This is a genomic window from Bradyrhizobium sp. 187 (genome assembly GCF_023101005.1).
GTDB classification, from domain to species: domain Bacteria; phylum Pseudomonadota; class Alphaproteobacteria; order Rhizobiales; family Xanthobacteraceae; genus Bradyrhizobium; species Bradyrhizobium canariense_D.
The window spans coordinates 2,778,273-2,794,919 of record NZ_CP064693.1 but is presented as its reverse complement, the minus strand read 5'-3'; the positions used below and the strand labels follow the sequence as shown (position 1 = coordinate 2,794,919).

The 16,647-nt window shown below is 65.0% G+C and carries 16 protein-coding genes; 11 read left to right on the top strand and 5 right to left on the bottom strand.

What is annotated here, in order from left to right:
- Positions 1 to 99 precede the first annotated feature (99 nt).
- From IVB19_RS13140 to IVB19_RS13090, 11 genes are all read left to right on the top strand, one after another.
- Positions 100 to 423 (top strand): Dabb family protein, encoded by a 324-nt coding sequence (locus IVB19_RS13140; protein ID WP_085352401.1) that lies wholly within the window; start codon positions 100 to 102, stop codon positions 421 to 423.
- Positions 420 to 1,499: a maleylacetate reductase gene (locus IVB19_RS13135; RefSeq protein WP_247370732.1), complete on the top strand. Its 1,080-nt coding sequence runs from the start codon at positions 420 to 422 to the stop codon at positions 1,497 to 1,499. The genes IVB19_RS13140 and IVB19_RS13135 overlap by 4 nt, the downstream gene beginning before the upstream one ends.
- Positions 1,500 to 1,503: 4 nt before the next feature.
- Positions 1,504 to 2,874 carry an amidohydrolase family protein gene (locus IVB19_RS13130; protein WP_085352399.1) on the top strand — a complete coding sequence of 457 codons (1,371 nt, stop codon included), beginning with the start codon at positions 1,504 to 1,506 and terminating at the stop codon, positions 2,872 to 2,874.
- A 20-nt stretch (positions 2,875 to 2,894) separates the two neighbouring features.
- Positions 2,895 to 3,797: an NAD(P)-dependent oxidoreductase gene (locus IVB19_RS13125; RefSeq protein ID WP_247370734.1), complete on the top strand. Its 903-nt coding sequence runs from the start codon at positions 2,895 to 2,897 to the stop codon at positions 3,795 to 3,797.
- Between the two features lie 15 nt (positions 3,798 to 3,812).
- Positions 3,813 to 4,697 carry an intradiol ring-cleavage dioxygenase gene (locus IVB19_RS13120; RefSeq protein ID WP_085352397.1) on the top strand — a complete coding sequence of 295 codons (885 nt, stop codon included), beginning with the start codon at positions 3,813 to 3,815 and terminating at the stop codon, positions 4,695 to 4,697.
- A gap of 57 nt (positions 4,698 to 4,754) precedes the next feature.
- The gene (locus IVB19_RS13115; RefSeq protein ID WP_247821454.1) at positions 4,755 to 6,149 is read left to right on the top strand and encodes an FAD-linked oxidase C-terminal domain-containing protein; all 1,395 of its coding nucleotides are present in this window, start codon (positions 4,755 to 4,757) and stop codon (positions 6,147 to 6,149) included.
- Positions 6,146 to 7,672: a sugar ABC transporter ATP-binding protein gene (locus IVB19_RS13110; protein WP_085352395.1), complete on the top strand. Its 1,527-nt coding sequence runs from the start codon at positions 6,146 to 6,148 to the stop codon at positions 7,670 to 7,672. Before IVB19_RS13115 ends, IVB19_RS13110 begins: the two co-directional genes overlap by 4 nt.
- The gene (locus IVB19_RS13105) at positions 7,665 to 8,615 is read left to right on the top strand and encodes an ABC transporter permease (RefSeq protein WP_247370737.1); all 951 of its coding nucleotides are present in this window, start codon (positions 7,665 to 7,667) and stop codon (positions 8,613 to 8,615) included. The genes IVB19_RS13110 and IVB19_RS13105 overlap by 8 nt, the downstream gene beginning before the upstream one ends.
- Positions 8,612 to 9,589 carry an ABC transporter permease gene (locus tag IVB19_RS13100; RefSeq protein WP_204510789.1) on the top strand — a complete coding sequence of 326 codons (978 nt, stop codon included), beginning with the start codon at positions 8,612 to 8,614 and terminating at the stop codon, positions 9,587 to 9,589. Before IVB19_RS13105 ends, IVB19_RS13100 begins: the two co-directional genes overlap by 4 nt.
- Before the next feature lie 42 nt (positions 9,590 to 9,631).
- The gene (locus IVB19_RS13095) at positions 9,632 to 10,606 is read left to right on the top strand and encodes a sugar ABC transporter substrate-binding protein (protein WP_247370740.1); all 975 of its coding nucleotides are present in this window, start codon (positions 9,632 to 9,634) and stop codon (positions 10,604 to 10,606) included.
- 80 nt (positions 10,607 to 10,686) lie between these two features.
- On the top strand, positions 10,687 to 10,974 hold the full coding sequence (locus IVB19_RS13090; protein ID WP_247370743.1) for a YciI family protein: 288 nt from the start codon (positions 10,687 to 10,689) through the stop codon (positions 10,972 to 10,974).
- Between the two features lie 179 nt (positions 10,975 to 11,153).
- On the opposite strand, the gene IVB19_RS13085 is transcribed toward IVB19_RS13090, so the two are convergent.
- Genes IVB19_RS13085 through IVB19_RS13065 form a run of 5 tightly spaced genes read right to left on the bottom strand, consistent with a single transcriptional unit; the run spans position 11,154 to position 16,632 of the window.
- A complete protein-coding gene (locus IVB19_RS13085) occupies positions 11,154 to 12,146 on the bottom strand; it encodes an ABC transporter ATP-binding protein (RefSeq protein ID WP_247404333.1) in 993 nt (330 codons plus the stop codon).
- Complete coding sequence (locus IVB19_RS13080; RefSeq protein ID WP_247404336.1) at positions 12,143 to 13,132, bottom strand: ABC transporter ATP-binding protein; 990 nt, start codon at positions 13,130 to 13,132, stop codon at positions 12,143 to 12,145. Before IVB19_RS13080 ends, IVB19_RS13085 begins: the two co-directional genes overlap by 4 nt.
- 19 nt (positions 13,133 to 13,151) lie before the next feature.
- Positions 13,152 to 14,075, bottom strand: coding sequence for an ABC transporter permease (locus IVB19_RS13075; RefSeq protein WP_018458693.1), 924 nt, complete (start codon positions 14,073 to 14,075; stop codon positions 13,152 to 13,154).
- Entirely contained in the window at positions 14,072 to 15,013 is a 942-nt protein-coding gene (locus IVB19_RS13070; RefSeq protein ID WP_085352392.1) for an ABC transporter permease, read from the bottom strand. The genes IVB19_RS13075 and IVB19_RS13070 overlap by 4 nt, the downstream gene beginning before the upstream one ends.
- A gap of 17 nt (positions 15,014 to 15,030) precedes the next feature.
- Complete coding sequence (locus IVB19_RS13065; RefSeq protein WP_247821453.1) at positions 15,031 to 16,632, bottom strand: ABC transporter substrate-binding protein; 1,602 nt, start codon at positions 16,630 to 16,632, stop codon at positions 15,031 to 15,033.
- Positions 16,633 to 16,647: the final 15 nt, after the last annotated feature.

Sequence of the window (16,647 nt, the reverse complement as noted above, 5' to 3'; positions counted from 1 at the left end):
AACAGGAAAAGAGACTTACGATTATTGAGCTTTATTTCCGTATCCCGCAAGTCAAAATGGCCCAAACACAAGTAAGATAGCAGGCGAGGAAACAGGGAAATGTCGGGCCCGATCAGGCACATCGTGATGTGGCGGCTGCGCGGCGAGACGCCAGCGGAGCGTTCCGCCGCCCGGGTCAAGGTCAAGACCCTGTTCGAGGGGCTACGCGGCCGGATCGACGGCCTCACCCACATCGAAGTCGGACTCGATGTCAGCGATGTCGACTACGCTTGCGACGTCGTTCTGTTCTCCGAATTCACCGACCACGCTGCGCTCCAGGCCTACGCCACCCACCCGGAACATTTGCGCGTGCGCGAGGCGCTGGGCGACTTGCGGATCGGACGCTTCCAGGTCGATTATCCCATCAAAGAGACCGGCGCATGATCGGTACGTTCACCTTTGAAAACCTGCCCTGCCGCGTCGTGTTCGGCAGCGGAACACTGGCTGAAGCCAAGGCCGAGGTCGAGCGGCTCGGTGGCAAGCGCGCGCTGGTGCTGACGACGCCGCAGCAGGAGGCGCAAGGCAAAAGCCTGGGCGCGGCGCTCGGTCCGCTCTACGCCGGCATCTTTCCGGGCGCGACCATGCACACGCCGGTCGAGGTCACGGAGCGGGCGCTCGCGGCGATGAAGGCGTGCGAGGCCGACTGCGTCATTTCCCTTGGTGGCGGATCCACGACCGGGCTCGGCAAAGCGCTCGCCTTGCGTACAGGCGTCAACCAGCTCTGCATTCCCACCACCTATGCCGGCTCGGAGATGACGCCGATCGTTGGACAGACCGAGAACGGGTTGAAGACCACGGTACGCGACGCCGCCATCCTGCCGGAAACGGTGATCTACGATGTCGATTTGACCCTGACGCTGCCGGCGAGCCTGGCCGCGACATCGGGCATCAATGCGATCGCGCATGCGGCCGAAGCGCTCTACGCGCGCGACACCAATCCTGTCACGTCGCTGATGGCAGAAGAGGGCATTCGCGCGTTGGCATGTGCCCTGCTCGCCATCGCCGCCAAGGGCGACGATCGCGAGGCTCGCAGCGAGGCGCTCTATGGCGCTTGGCTGTGCGGCGTCTGCCTTGGTACCGTCGGCATGGCGCTGCATCACAAGCTCTGCCACACGCTCGGCGGCACCTTCGACCTGCCGCATGCCGAGACCCATACCATCGTGCTGCCGCACGCGCTGGCCTATAACGCGCCGGCCGTGCCCGATGCGATGGCGCGGATCTCACGCGCAATCGGCGCCGCCGATGCACCGCAAGGACTTTTCGAGCTCGCGAAGCGGCTGGGTGCGAAGGTCGCATTGCGCGACATCGGCATGCCCGAAGGCGGCATCGACAAGGCTGCGGATCTCGCCGTCACCAACGCCTACTGGAACCCGCGCCCGCTTGATCGCAACGCCATTCGCGACCTGATCGCGCGCGCCTGGGCCGGCGAGCCGCCCGGCGCCATCAAAACGGCAGTTTGATTCGATGCGGCGCACGCTCATCAAATCCGCTGTCATCATCAGCATGGATGACACGATCGGCGATTTACCTCGCGGCGACGTGCTGATCGAGGGCAGCCGCATCGTTGACGTGCGTCCATCGATCGACGTCGGCGGCGCGGCCGAGATCGAGATCGTCGACGGCACCGGGCGCATCGTCATCCCCGGCCTGATCAACGCCCATATGCACACCTGGCAGACGGGCTTACGCGGCTATGCCGCCAACTGGACGCTGCTGGAATATTTCCGCCGCATGCATGCGGGTCTCGCTACGGTCTTCAGGCCCGAGGACATTTATATCGCGACCTTGGTGGGCGCGCTGAACCAGATGAACCAGGGCACCACCACGCTGGCCGACTGGTGCCACAACAATCCGACGCCCGATCATACCGACGCCGCCGTGCGCGGCCTGATCGAGAGCGGTATCCGTGCGGCCTTCTTCCACGGCTCGCCCAAGCCCGAACCGAAACCGGGCGAGCCGCACTTCTCGGAAGTGCCGCATCCACGCAATGAGGTCGAACGACTGCTGGCGGGGCCCCTCGCCGACCGCGACGGCCTCGTCACGCTCGGCCTTGCGATCCTGGGGCCACATTACTCGACGCTCGACGTCGCCATGCACGATTTCCGCATGGCGCACGAGCTCAAGCTGATCGCATCCATGCATCAGGGCGGTGGTCCCGCGAAGACGCCCGGTGGCTGGGAGAAGCTGATCGGGGCGGGTCTAGTCGGCCCCGGCATCAACATCGTCCATGGCAATGACCTGCCTGACGAACTGCTGGACCGGATGGTCGATCTCGGCGTCTCCTTCTCGGTGACGCCGGAGAACGAAATGATCCAGGGCCACGGCTTTCCGATCACCGGACGGCTGCTCAAGCGCGGCGTGCGGCCGACCATCGGCATCGATCTGGAATCCGTACTGGCGGGCGACCTCTTCTCCGCCGCGCGCGTTGCGCTCTCGATGCAGCGGGCGCTCGACAACGCCGAGTCGCGCAAGGCCAGCGGCACCATTCCGGCGACGACCACGATCCCCGTCCGCGAGGCGCTGCGCTGGATCACGACGGAAGGCGCCCGCATGCTCGGCCGCGAGGACCAGATCGGCTCGCTGACACCGGGCAAGCTCGCCGACCTCGTCATCATCAATTGCTCCGATCTCAACCTCGTCCCGGTGCACGATCCCGTTTCCACCGTGGTGATGCAGACGAGCCTTGCCAATATCGAGGCCGTGATGATCGGCGGCGTGTGGAAGAAGCGGAATGGTCGGCTGCTGGCCGAGGGCCTGGGGGCGAAGAAGGAACTGCTCGTGCAATCCGGCCGGCGACTGGTGCACGACATCGAACGACAGGGACACGCCGCCTGAGGGCGTCAAGGACAACAACAATGACGGACGCTTCGAAACACATCGCTTTCATCGGGATCGGCAAGATGGGCTTGCCGATGTCGGTGCTCGTCGCCAAGGCCGGTTATGCGGTGACCGCGTTCGACCGGAGCGCCGCACGGCTCGCGGAGGCTCGCACGCAAGGCATTTCGATTGCCGCTTCACCGGCCGAGGCCGTGGACGGCAAGGCCGCGATCGTCACGTCCTTGCCCGATGACGCTGCCTTGCGCGGCGCATTGCTCGGCCCAACCGGCCTCATCGCCGCGATGGCGGCTGGATCTGTTGTGATCGAGACCAGCACCGTGAGCGTCGAGGCGTCCGCAGAGGTCGACGCCGCCGCCCAGGCGCGCGGTGTCTTCTACCTGCGGGCGCCGGTCTCGGGCAATGCCAGTATCGTCCACACCGGCGCGCTGAGCTGCTTCGTCTCGGGCCCGGAGGACGCCTACGAAAACGCAAAGCCGCTGCTTGCCGCCTTCACCCGCGCCCAGACCTATCTTGGGCCCGGCGAGGAAGCGCGATATGCGAAGCTTGCGGTCAATCTGATGATCGCGGTGTCGGCCGCGATGATGGCGGAGAGTCTGGCGCTGGCGCGCAAGGGCGGCATCGGCTGGCAGGACATTCTGAAAGTCCTCGACGACAGCGCGGTCGCCTCGCCGATGGTGAAATACAAGACCGCGCCGCTGCGCAGCCGCGATTTCGACTCGACTTTCTCCTGCAGGCAGATGGCCAAGGATCTCGATCTGATCCTCGGTGCCGGCCACGCCGTCGGCGTGCCGCTTCAGCTCGCGGCCCAGGTGCGCGAGACCTATGGCTCGCTGGTCGCGCAGGGCGACGGCGACGCCGACTTCATCGCGACCGTCAAGCACCTCGAGCGGCTGTCCGGCCTTGGCGAGCCCAAACTCTGATTCACGGAGGCACCTATGCGAAATTTCAACGAGAACACGATCACGGACGCGGTGCTGGATCGGATCGCAGGCGCGACCGATCCGCGGATCAAGCAGGTCAGCGAAGCGCTGGTGCGCCACCTTCATGCCTTCGTCCGCGAGGTGCGACCGACCCAGAAGGAATGGGAATACGGCATCGAGTTCCTGACCCGCACCGGCCACATGTGCGACGACAAGCGCCAGGAGTTCATCCTGCTGTCGGACGCGCTCGGCGTCTCCATGCTGGTCGACGCGATCAATCATCCCGTGCCGGAAGGCGCCACCGAAACCACGGTGCTCGGTCCGTTCTTCGTGCAGGCGTCGCCCGAGAAAGACAACGGCGCTGACATCTCCGGCCCGATGGAAGGCGATCCGATGCTCGTCACCGGCTCGGTGTCGACCGTCGACGGACGGCCGCTTGCCGGCGCCGTCGTGGATGTCTGGCATTCCGACGATGATGGCTATTACGACGTGCAGCAGCTCGACAAGATCGGCGATCTTGCGATGCGGGCGCGCTTCCACACCGACCAGAACGGCCGCTTCAATTTCTGGTCGATCAAGCCGGCTGCCTATCCGATCCCACATGACGGCACAGTTGGGGACATGCTGGCGGTCCAGGGCCGCCATCCCTGGCGCCCGGCGCACGTGCATTTCATGATCTCGGCGCCCGGCTTCGAGCAACTCGTGACCCATGTGTTCGTGGCCGGCGACCAGTATCTCGACAGCGACGTGGTGTTCGGCGTCAAGGACAGCCTGATCCGCGAATTTGTGCAGTGCCCGCCCGGCCGTGCGCCCGATGGTCGCATGGTAGACATCGAGTATTTTCACCTCAACTATGATTTCGGCCTGAAGCAGGTCGCTAGCAGCGCAAGAGCCGCTTAAGCTGAACGACGGCGGACCAGACAAGAGTCCGACAACAGGGCCAGACAGGGAGTAAGAATGGGACCGCGAGTCAGCACGAGCATATTGGCCGATCGCCTCACAGGCATGATCGGCCCGCGCGCGAGCGTCGCGCGTGGCGTGCTCGATCAGCATGGGCAGAGCGAGTCGCATTATCGCAACCTGCCGCCCGACATCGTCGTCTTCCCTGAAACCACGCAGGAAGTCGCGGAGATCGTCAAGCTGTGCGCTGGCGCGAATATGCCCATCGTACCGTTCGGCGCCGGGACCTCGCTCGAAGGCAATGCGGCCGCGGTCGCGGGCGGCGTCTGCTTCGACTTCGCACGCATGAACAAGGTGCTGACGGTGCACGATAGCGACATGGACGTCGTCGTGCAGCCCGGCATCACCCGAAAGCAGCTCAATGCGGAGCTGCGCGGCACTGGGCTTTTCTTTCCGATCGATCCCGGCGCCGACGCCTCGATCGGCGGCATGACGTCCACGCGAGCTTCCGGCACGATGGCGGTGCGCTACGGCACCATGAAGGACAACGTCATGGCGCTGGAGGTGGTTCTGGCCGACGGCCGCGTGATCCGGACCGCCAGACGCGCGCGCAAGTCAGCCGCCGGTTACGACCTGACGCGCATGTTCGTCGGCGCCGAGGGCACGCTCGGACTCATCACCGAAATCACGCTGAAGGTGCATCCCGTGCCGCAGGCGATCTCGGCCGCGGTTTGCAGCTTCGACACCCTGCACAACGCCGTGGACACCGCGATCTCCGTGATCCAGTCCGCGATCCCCATCGCGCGTATCGAGTTGCTCGACGACGTCATGATGCGCGGCATCAACGCCTACGCGAAGCTCGGCTATCGCGAAGCCCCGACGCTGTTCTTTGAATTCCATGGTTCCGAGACTTCCGTCGCCGAGCAGGCCGAGGCCGCACAGGCCATCGCCGCCGACCATGGCGGCCACGGCTTTGCCTGGTCCAAGGCACCGGAGGATCGCAGCCGGCTCTGGCACGCCCGCGACAACACGCTCTATGCGGGCCTGGGCCTGCGCCCCGGCGCGCGTGCCGTGATCACCGACGTCTGCGTGCCGATCTCGCGACTGGCGGAATGCCTCACGGATACCCGGCGCGACGCGGACGAGCACGGTTTTACGGCGCCGATCGTCGGGCATGTCGGCGACGGCAATTTCCACATGCTGATTCTGATCGATCCGGCCAGGCCCGAGGAAGCCGAAGGCGCCAAGGCGCTGCAGGCCCGCATGGTCGCCCGCGCGATTGCCATGGACGGCACCTGCACCGGCGAGCACGGCATTGGGCTCGGCAAGATCGATTATCTCACCGACGAGCTCGGCGAGGCCGTCGATGCGATGCGGTCGATCAAGACCGCGCTCGACCCTGACGGACTGATGAACCCCGGAAAGATCTTTGCAGGCGGAGCGCAGGCATGAGCACCGCCGCATTAGCCGTCGAGCCCGCCTCACCTGTCCCGCTCCTTGAGCTGCGCGACATCAGTAAGGAGTTTCCCGGCGTCAAGGCGCTGGACGACGTCTCCTTTGCCGTCTTCCCCGGCGAAGTCCACATGCTGCTGGGCGAGAACGGCGCCGGCAAGTCGAGCCTGATGAAGGTGCTGTGCGGCGCCTATCGCGCCGATGCCGGCGAGTTCTACTACAGAGGCGAGCCGGTCGCGATCCACTCGGCCGCGGACGCGCAGAAGCTCGGCATTGCCGTGATCTTCCAGGAATTCTCCCTCGTCCCCCATCTCGATATCGCCCAGAACATTTTTCTCGGCCGCGAGCCGAAGGGCCGCATCCCCGGCACGATCGATCGCCGCAAGATTTTGGCCGACGCGGCGCGCGTGCTCGGCACGATCGGCTTTGACATCGATCCCTCCACCATCGTTGACAAGCTGGGGGTGGCGCAGCAGCAGATGGTCGAGATCGCGAAGGCGATCAGCCAGAACGCCCGCATCCTGGTGATGGACGAGCCGACTGCGGCGCTATCCGATCGCGAGACCGAGCTGCTGTTCGCGCTGATCGCGCGGCTGAAGGCCGACGGCGTCTCGATCGTCTACATCTCGCACCGCATGGCGGAGGTGTTCGCGCTCGGCGACCGCATCACCGTGCTGCGTGACGGCCGCCGCATCGACGGCGTCAAACCTGCTGACGTCACGCCGGACCAGCTCGTCCGCATGATGGTCGGTCGCAACGTCGACATGACCTACCCGCGCAATTTTGCCGACAAGCCCGGCGAGCTGCTGCTCGAGGTCAAGGCCTTGAGTTCATCGACGGGGATCGCCGACATCAACATCGAGGTGCGCCGCGGTGAGATTGTCGGCCTGTGTGGCCTGGTCGGCTCCGGTCGCAGCGAAGTCGCGCGCGCGATCTTCGGTGCCGATCCCGTGACATCAGGCGAGATCGTGTTCGACGGCAAAGTCATTTCCGGTGAGCCCGACCTCGCCGCCCGCCGCGGCATTGCGCTGATCCCGGAGAGCCGCAAGAGCGAAGGTCTCGCGCTGCTGCGATCGGTGAGCGACAATCTGGTAGTGTCGGCGCTGCGAAAACTGTTCCCGAGCGGGTTGTTCGACCAGCGCAGTGCGCAGCGCACTGCCGACGGCCTGATCCGTCAGCTACGCATTGCGACGCCTAGCGCACGGCAGACCGTCGGCCTGCTTTCAGGCGGCAATCAGCAGAAGGTCGTGATCGGCAAGTGGCTCGCCGCCGGCTCGAAACTTTTCATCTTCGACGAGCCGACCCGGGGCATCGACATCGGCGCCAAGGCCGAAATCTTCGCCCTGATCGACCGCCTTGTCGCGGAAGGCGCGGCCGCGCTGATGATCTCGTCCGAACAGGTCGAGATCTGCCACGTCTGCGACCGCGCCTATGTGATGCGCGAAGGGCGCATCGCCGGGCATCTCGCGCGTAGCGAGCTGACCGAGGAGAACATCGTGCGACTGGGGATGCATCATGCGTGAGGCCGCGGTCGTCTCTCAACCGAATCCGCTGCAACGGGTTCCCGGCGTTGCCATCGTGCTGGTGCTGCTGATCGCGCTGTTCAGCACGATCGCGCCCGGCTTCCTGTCGGTCGCCAACCTCTCCAACGTGCTGGTGCAGTCGACGATCCTGACCATGCTCGCGCTGCCGATGACCTTGATCATCATGACCGAGGGGCTGGACCTGTCGATGGGCGCGGTGCTGACGCTGACCTCGCTCTGCGTCGCCATCGTCTCGCTCACCACCCACTCGATGTTGCTCGGCCTCGGTGCCGGGCTCCTCGTCGGCGCGGCCTTCGGCTTCGCCAATGGCTGGCTGGTCGCCATCGTGGGCATCCCGCCCTTCGTTGCGACCTTGGGCACGCTCGGCATGGCGCAGGGCCTATCGCTGATCGTCAGCGACGGCCAGAGCGTGGTCGGCATCCCCCACAGCGTGCGCGACATCTATTCGGCGACGCTTTTGGGAATTCCCGTGCCGATCGTGATGGCACTCGTGACCTACGCGGTCTTCCACGGCCTGCTCTATCACACCCGCTTCGGCACCTACATCTTCGCGCTCGGCGGCAACCGCGAGGCGCTGCGCTACGCCGGCCTCTCACCGAACAAGCTGCTGATCGCGGTCTATGCGATCGGCGGCGCCATGGCCGGCATCGCCGGCCTCTTGATGACTGCGCGGATGAATTCCGGGCATCCAACCGCGGGCCTCGGTCTCGAATTCGATGCGATCGCGGCCGTCGCCGTCGGCGGCACGTCGTTCGAGCGCGGCAATGGCTGGCTGCTCGGCACGCTGCTCGGGGTGCTCTCGGTCGGCGTGCTGCGCAACGGGCTGAACCTGATCTCGCTGCCGTCCTCGGTGCAGGTCGCAAGCGTCGGCGTCCTCGTCATCGTTGCCCTCTTCCTTGACGGCCTGCGGAGCCGCGCATGACCGACATCAGCAAAGACGCCATCGCGCCGCCCCGCTCGTTCCTGTCGCAGGACGCGATCCAAATGTTCTATCGCCTGCTTGCGGCGCTGCTGATTTGTGCGGTGCTCGCCGTGCTCAGCGATTCCTTCCTGAGCCTCGGCAACATTCTCAATGTGCTCAGGCAGGCGAGCCTGACCTTCTTCATCGCCTCCGGCCTGACCCTGGTGGTGCTGACCGCGGGCCTCGATCTCTCCGTCGGCGCCAATGTCGCGCTGTCCGCCTGCATCGCCGGGACCGTGATCCACAAGACCGGCTCGCCGGCGCTCGGCATCCTCACCGGACTTGCCTGCGGCGGCATCGTTGGGCTCCTCAACGGCGTCATGGTCACCGCGCTGCGCATCCCCTCCTTCATCGCCACTTACGGCATGCTCTGGGTGCTGAACGGCCTCACCTATTGGTACATGGCGGGTGAAACCCTTCACGGCTTCCCGGCCGGGTTCCGCCAGATCGGCAGCGGCTATCTATTCGGCCTGCCGATCCCGGTCTATCTGCTGCTGGTGTTCCTCGGGATCGGAACGCTGTTTGCGCAGCGAACGATCTGGGGCCAGGAGATCTACGCGATCGGCGCCAATCCGGTCGCGGCGCGGCTCTCCGGCATTCCGGTCGCCCGACGCCTGCTGCTGGTCTACGCCGTCTCCGGCACCATGGCGGGGCTCGCCTCGATCATCTTCCTGTCGCGGCTCAATTCGGCCGAGGCCGACATCGGCGAAAGCCTGACGCTGCCCGCGATCGCCGCGGTGCTGATCGGCGGCACCTCCCTGTTCGGCGGCGTCGGCACCGTGTTCGGCACTTTCATCGGTGCGCTGATCCTGACGCTGGTGCTGAACGGCATGAACCTCTTGTCGGTCAGCGCCAACTGGCAGCCGCTGGTGACAGGCATCATCGTCATTCTCGCGGTCTGGCTCGACATGAAGACCCGCCGCCGCGCGCAATGAGCTCTTGAACGACCAACAAGCAAAATGAGGGATGGAGGCAACATGAAACAGACACTGGGTTATTTGGCGCTGCCGCTGCTGATGGCGGCCGCGCTCACCACGCAAGCGCGAGCCGATGGCGAGACCATCGCCGTCTTTACCAAGAACCAGACCAATCCGTTCTTCCAGACGGTGCGGGTCGGCGCGGACAACATGGCGAAGACGCTGAACGCGAAGACGCTGCAATACATCCCGACCAAGCCCGACAGCATTCCCGAGCAGCTCAGCCAGATCGAGGACGTCGTGGTGAAGAAGCCTAGCGCCATCGTCTTCACGCCGGTCGACTACAAGGCGATGGTGCCGGGCGTGGAGAAGATCAACGAGGCCAAGATCCCCGTCGTCAACATCACCGATCGCTCGGCCGGCGGCAAGTTCCTGTCCTTCGTCGGCGCCGACGATTACAGCCTCGGGCTCGAGACCGCGCGCTTCCTGCTCAAGACGCTCGGCGGTAAGGGCAACATCGTCATCATCGAGGGCGTCAAGGGCTCGCTGACCAATGTCGACCGCGTCCGCGGCTTCAACTACGCGCTGAAGGAAAACGCCGGTGCGAAACTGCTGGCCTCGCAGCCCGGCAATTACCAGCGGCTCCAGGCGCTCCAGGTGATGGAGAATCTGATGCAGTCGAACGCGCAGATCGACGGCGTGCTCGCCGCCAACGACGCCATGGCGGTCGGCGCGATCGAGGCCCTCGACGGCGCCAACCGCAAGGCGCAGGTGATCGGCATCAACGGCACCAAGGAAGCGATCGACGCGATCAAGTCCGGCAAGCTGCTCGCGAGCGGCGATTACAACGGATTCTTTCAAGGCTGCCTCGGCACCATGATGGCGATCCGCTCTTTGCGCAACCAGCCCGTCATTGCTGAGATCGTGCTGAAGCCGACCGTGATCACCAAGGACAATTACCAGCCGTTCGACGTGCCGCTGGAGCAACGGAGCTGCCCGACTTTCGAAGAAGCCAGCAAGCTCGGCGGCAAGTAACCAACCGCCGCCATCACGACAAGCCCGGACGGCCGCAGCCGCGGCCGTCCCAAGAAAACGCGATATAAACGGAGACCATCATGCTGTTCGCCATTCACGCCCTCGACCGCGCCGGCGCGCAGCCGATCCGGCTCGCCAATTACGACGCCCACAAGGCTTTCCTGAGCGACACCTCGCGCTTCGGCGTCAAGATCGTGATGTCAGGGCCGCTGGTCTCCGACGACGGCGAGAGGATGATTGGCAGCCTGTTCCTGATCGAGGCGCCCGGCCGCAGCGAGGTCGAGGCTTTCAACCAAGCCGATCCGTTTGCCGCGGCCGACATCTGGGAAAAGGTCACGATCACGGGCTTCCTGCGCCGCCAGGGTTGAAGGCGGCTAAAACAAAAAACGCGAAAACAACCCCATGCACAGTAGAATGAGGTTGTTTTTACACATGAATTTTCGTCGCAAACGTTTTTGACTCGTCGGGCAAAACAGGAGCAGAGTGTCATCCTCGCCCGATTGACGCCCCTGCGCCTCGATCCAGAGCTTTGCGACCGCCCAGACGGCTAGCCGCTCGTCACCGTCGCACCTTCTTCGAGATGACAGGCCACCCACTGCTCGGGTCCAGCCGCGCGCAATGTCGGCTCCTCGGTCCGGCAGCGATCGAATACGAGCGGGCAACGGGTGTGGAAGCGGCACCCGCTTGGCGGGTTGATCGGACTCGGCACGTCTCCCTTGAGGATGATGGGATTGCGCTGAGCGCCAGGCTCGGGCAGCGGCACCGCCGAGAGCAGCGCCTTGGTGTAAGGATGCTTTGGCGCGGCGAAGATCTCGTAGCGCGGCGCCACCTCGACGATCTTGCCGAGATACATCACCGCGACGCGATGGGTCATGTGCTCGACGATCGCGAGGTCATGGCTGATGAACAGCAGCGCCAGGCCGAACTCGCGCTGCAGATCCTGCAGCAGATTGACGATCTGGGCCTTTACCGAGACGTCGAGCGCCGACACCGCCTCGTCGCAGACGATCAGATCGGGCTCGGCGGCGAGCGCACGCGCGATGCCGATGCGCTGGCGCTGGCCCCCGGAGAATTCGTGCGGCCTGCGGTTCAGCGCCTCGCGCGGCAGGCGCACGGTGTCCATCAGCGCCGCCACGCGTGTCTCGAGATCGATCGCGGATTTGGCGAGGCCGAAATTGCGGATCGGCTCGGCCAGGATGTCGCGCACGCGCATGCGCGGATTGAGGCTCGAGAACGGGTCCTGGAACACCACCTGCACGCGGCGGCGCATCTGACGCATCGTGCTCGGATGAGCGTCGTCGATACGCTGGCCGTCGAGGATGACCTGCCCTGCCGTGATGTCGAACAGGCGCAGGATCGCACGGCCGACCGTCGATTTGCCGCAGCCGGACTCGCCGACCAGCGAGAGCGTCTCGCCGCGCGCGATCTCGAACGACACACCGTCCACCGCATAGACCCATTCGGACTTGCGGCTGAACAGGCCTTTTTTGACCGGGAAGTGCTTCTTGAGGTCGTTGACCTGGAGCAGCGGAGGACTCATGCCGCGACCGCTCCCTTGGCCGCATAATGGCAGGCCGCGACGTGACGTGGGCCCTTCTCTTCGAGCCCCGGCGCATACTGCCGGCAGAGATCGGTCGCGAGCGCGCAACGTCCGGCGAAGACGCAGCCGACGATGGGCTTGCGCAGATCAGGCACCTGCCCGGGGATCTCCGCCAGCCGTCTCGCCGTGCCGGTCAGCGACGAGCCGAGCCGCGGCACTGCGCCGAGCAGGCCTTGCGTATACGGATGACGCGGCGAACGGAACAGTTCCGCCACCGGCGCCTCCTCGACCTTGCGCCCGGCATACATGACCATGACGCGCTCGGCGATGTCGGCGACCACGCCGAGATCGTGGGTGATCAGGATGATCGCTGCGCCGACCCGGTGCTTGAGATCCAGCATCAATTTCAGGATCTGCGCCTGGATCGTCACGTCGAGGGCTGTGGTCGGCTCGTCGGCAATGAGAAGCTTTGGATTGCAGGCGAGTGCAATGGCGATCATGACGCGCTGGCGCATGCCGCCGGAGAGCTGATGCGGATATTCCCGCACGCGCCGCTTCGGCTCGGGAATGCCGACCAGAATCAGCATCTCGATCGCGTGTGCCTCGGCGGCCTGCTTGTCCAGCCCCTGGTGAATCATCAGCGTTTCGCGGATCTGACGGCCGACGGTCAGGACCGGGTTGAGGCTGGTCATCGGTTCCTGGAAGATCATCGAGATGTCGTTGCCGCGGATCGCGCGCATCTCGCGATCCGACATTTGCAGCAGGTCCTTGCCCGCGAAGCGGATGCTGCCGGCGATCCTGCCGGACGGTTCCGGGATCAGCCGCATCAGCGACATCGAGGTCACCGACTTGCCGCAACCGGACTCACCGACGATGGCGAGCGTCTCGCCCTCGTTGACATGGAACGACACGCCTTCCACCGCGCGGTTGATGCCGCTGGGCGTGCGGAAGTGGGTCTGGAGGTTTTCGACTTCAAGCAGTGCCATCGCGATCAGCCCCTCGCCATCAGAGGCTCTTGGCCATGCGCGGATCGAGCGCATCGCGAAGGCCATCGCCGAGCAGATTGACGGCGAGCACGGTGACCGACAGGAACGCCGCCGGAAAGAACACGATGTAGGGCTTGACCTGCCACAGCGCCCGCCCCTCGGCCATGATGTTGCCCCAGGACGGAATGGTCGGCGGCGTTCCCGCGCCGATGAAGGACAGGATCGCTTCCGTGATCATCGCACTGGCGCAAATGTAAGTCGCCTGGATCAGCATCGGCGCCAGCGTGTTCGGCAGGATGTGGCGCAGGATGATCATCGGTGTGCGCGTGCCGCAGGCTACCGCTGCATCCACGTAAGGCTGCTCGCGCAGCGACAGCACCACACTACGGACAAGACGGGAAACCCGCGGGATTTCGGCAACCGTAATCGCCAGAATGACGTTGCCGACGCTGCCGCGTGTCAGCGCCATCAGCGCGATCGCCAGCAGGATCGGCGGGATCGACATCAGGCCGTCCATGAAGCGCATCAAGATGCCGTCGGCCCAGCGGATGAAGCCGGAGACGATGCCGATGGCGAGACCGGCCGCGGAGGCGAAGATCGCAACGGACAAGCCGACCGTGAGCGAGACGCGCGCGCCGAACAGCACGCGTGAATAGATGTCGCGACCGAGCACGTCGGAGCCAAACCAGTAAAGCGCCGACGGCGCGCGGGTGCGCTTGGCCGGCGCAAGTGCGGTCGGATCCACCGTGCCAAGATAAGGCGCAAAAATCGCGATCAGGACGAGTATCAGCAGCAACGTGCCACCGATGGCGACGGTGGGATGGCCCCGCAGCAGGCCGATGAAGCCGCGCCGGATCACGACGGGCCGAAGAATCTCCGGCAGTTGCGGCGCGAGGACGAAGCCCGCCGGCAGCGCTTGCGGATTGACGGTCGTGTCGGTCAATAGCGGATCCTCGGGTCAACGAGCGTATAAACGACGTCGATCATCAGATTGACGAGGACGTAGACGAAGCTGAACAGCAGCACGATGCCCTGGATGACGGGATAATCGCGGCGCAGGATCGCGTCGATCGTGAGCCGGCCGAGGCCGGGAATCGCGAACACGCTTTCCGTGACGACCGCGCCGCCGATCAGAAGCGCAATGCCGATCCCGATCACCGTGACGATCGGCACTGCCGCGTTCTTCAGCGCGTGGACGAACAGGATGCCGCCCTGCCCGAGGCCCTTGGCGCGCGCGGTGCGGATATAATCCTGTTGCAGCACTTCGAGCATGGTGGCGCGCGTGATACGCGCGATCAGCGCGATGTAGACACAGCCGAGTGCGATCGACGGCAGGATCAGGTTTTGCAGCCAGGGCCAGAGGCCCTGGGCGAGCGGCGTATAGCCCTGCACGGGAAGCCATTCGAGCTCCAGCGCAAAGACGTAGGCGAGGACATAGCCGACGACGAAGACCGGCAGGGAGAAGCCGAACACGGCAAAGGCCATGATGGCCCGGTCGATCAGGCTTCCCGCCTTCCAGGCCGCCAGCACGCCGAGCGGCACCGCGACCACGATCGTGAGCAGGAGCGTGACCATCATCAGCGACAGCGTCGGCCCGAGACGCTGGCCGATCATGGTCGAGACCGGCAGATTGGTGAAGATCGAGGTGCCGAGATCGCCGTGCAGAATGCGCCAGACCCAGCTGCCGAACTGGATCAGGAAGGGCCGATCGAGGCCGAGGCTCTGACGGATGCGCTCCACATCCTCCGGACTTGCCTGATCGCCCGCGATCACCACGGCGGGATCCCCCGGCGCGATGTAGAGCAGGCTGAACACGAACAGCGCGACGATCGCCATCACGGGCAAGGTCGAGGCGATACGCCGGAGGATGTAGGAGAGCATCTGGCTTCAGCGCAGGGTCATGCGGATTTCGACACGCCCCAGAAGAACGGCAGCGGCCCTTTCGTGATGCCGGAGACGTTCTTGCGCCAGGCCGTGTAGCTGAGGAAGAAGCCGGTCGGCGCGTAGACGACGTCCTCGAGCGCGACCTTGTTGAGGCGAGCGACCGCGGCCTTCTCCTCGTCGAGGTTCTTGGCCTCGAACCAGGACGTGACCTCCTTCTCGGTGCCGGGGCTGCTCGGCCAGCCGAACCACGCCTTGTCGCCGTTGGCGCGAATGGCGGAGTAGGGCGCCGGATTGATGCAGTCCGAACCTGCATGCCAGGTGTGGAACATGTTCCAGCCGCCCTGCCCGGGCGGTGTCTTCTGCGCGCGGCGGGAGCCGACGGTGCCCCAATCGGTCGCGACGAAGTCGACATTCATGCCGAGCTTCTTCAGGAGATCGGCGGTCACATCGCCGAACGCCTTGGTGATCGGCTGATCCTGCGCCACCAGGCACGTCACCGGTTGGCCGGAATAGCCGCTCTCCGCGAGCAGCTTCTTGGCGGCGTCGAGATCGCGCTTGCCCTTCAAGACTTCGCCGCCCGCCTCGGTGTAGAGCGGCGTATCGGGCGTGAAGAAGCCCGGCAGCGACTTCCACAGCGAATTGTCGTCGCCGACGAGCGCACGCATATAGTCTTCCTGGCTCATCGCCATCAGCACTGCGCGCCGCGCCCGCACGTCGTTGAAGGGCGGATACAGGAAGTTCATGCGGAACGAGCCGACATTGCCGAGGGGATCGCCGATGTCGACGCTGATGTTCTTGTTCTTCTTCAGGACCGGGACGAGGTCCGCGATGGGGTTCTCCCACCAGTCGATCTCGCCGTTTTGCAACGCGGCCGCGGCGGTCGCCGGATCCGGCATCACGATCCATTCGACGCGGTCGAGCAGCATCTGCTTGCCGCCGGCGAGCCACGATGCCTTCTCCTGCCGCGGCACATAGTCGGCGAATTTTTCGAACACGGCTTTGGCGCCCGGGACCCACTCAGCCTTGGCGAACTTCATCGGCCCCGAGCCGACATAATCGCCGATCTGCTTGAACGGGTCGGTCTGCGCAATGCGCTCCGGCATGATGAAGGCGCAAGGCGAATTGTTCTTGCCAAGCGCGTAGAGCATCTTCGGGAACGGCTGCTTCAGCACCCATTTGAAGGTGCGGTCGTCGACAGCGGTGAGTTCCTGCTGCAGCGCCTTGAGCATCAGCCCCATCGGATCGCGTGCCGCCCAGCGAGTGAGACTCGCAACGACGTCCTTGCTCAGCACCGGCTCGCCGTCGTGGAATTTGAGCCCCGGCCGCAATTTGAACGTCCAGGTGGTGCCGTCGTCGGTCACTTCCTCGGACTCGACCATCTGCCGCTGCGGCTGCAGCGCGGAATCGACGCCGTAGAGCGTATCCCAGACCAGCGCGGCGGCATTGCGCACGACATATTGCGTGCCCCAGATCGGGTCGAAATTGGCGAGATTTGCTTGCGGCACGAAGCGCAGGGTGCGCGCGGAGGCGCCTTGTGCGATCGCAGGGGCCGAGAGGCCGCTCAATGCCAGACCGCCCGCGCCGGCCAGTCCCTTCAATACGGTCCTGCGATCCATGAAATCCTCCCAATA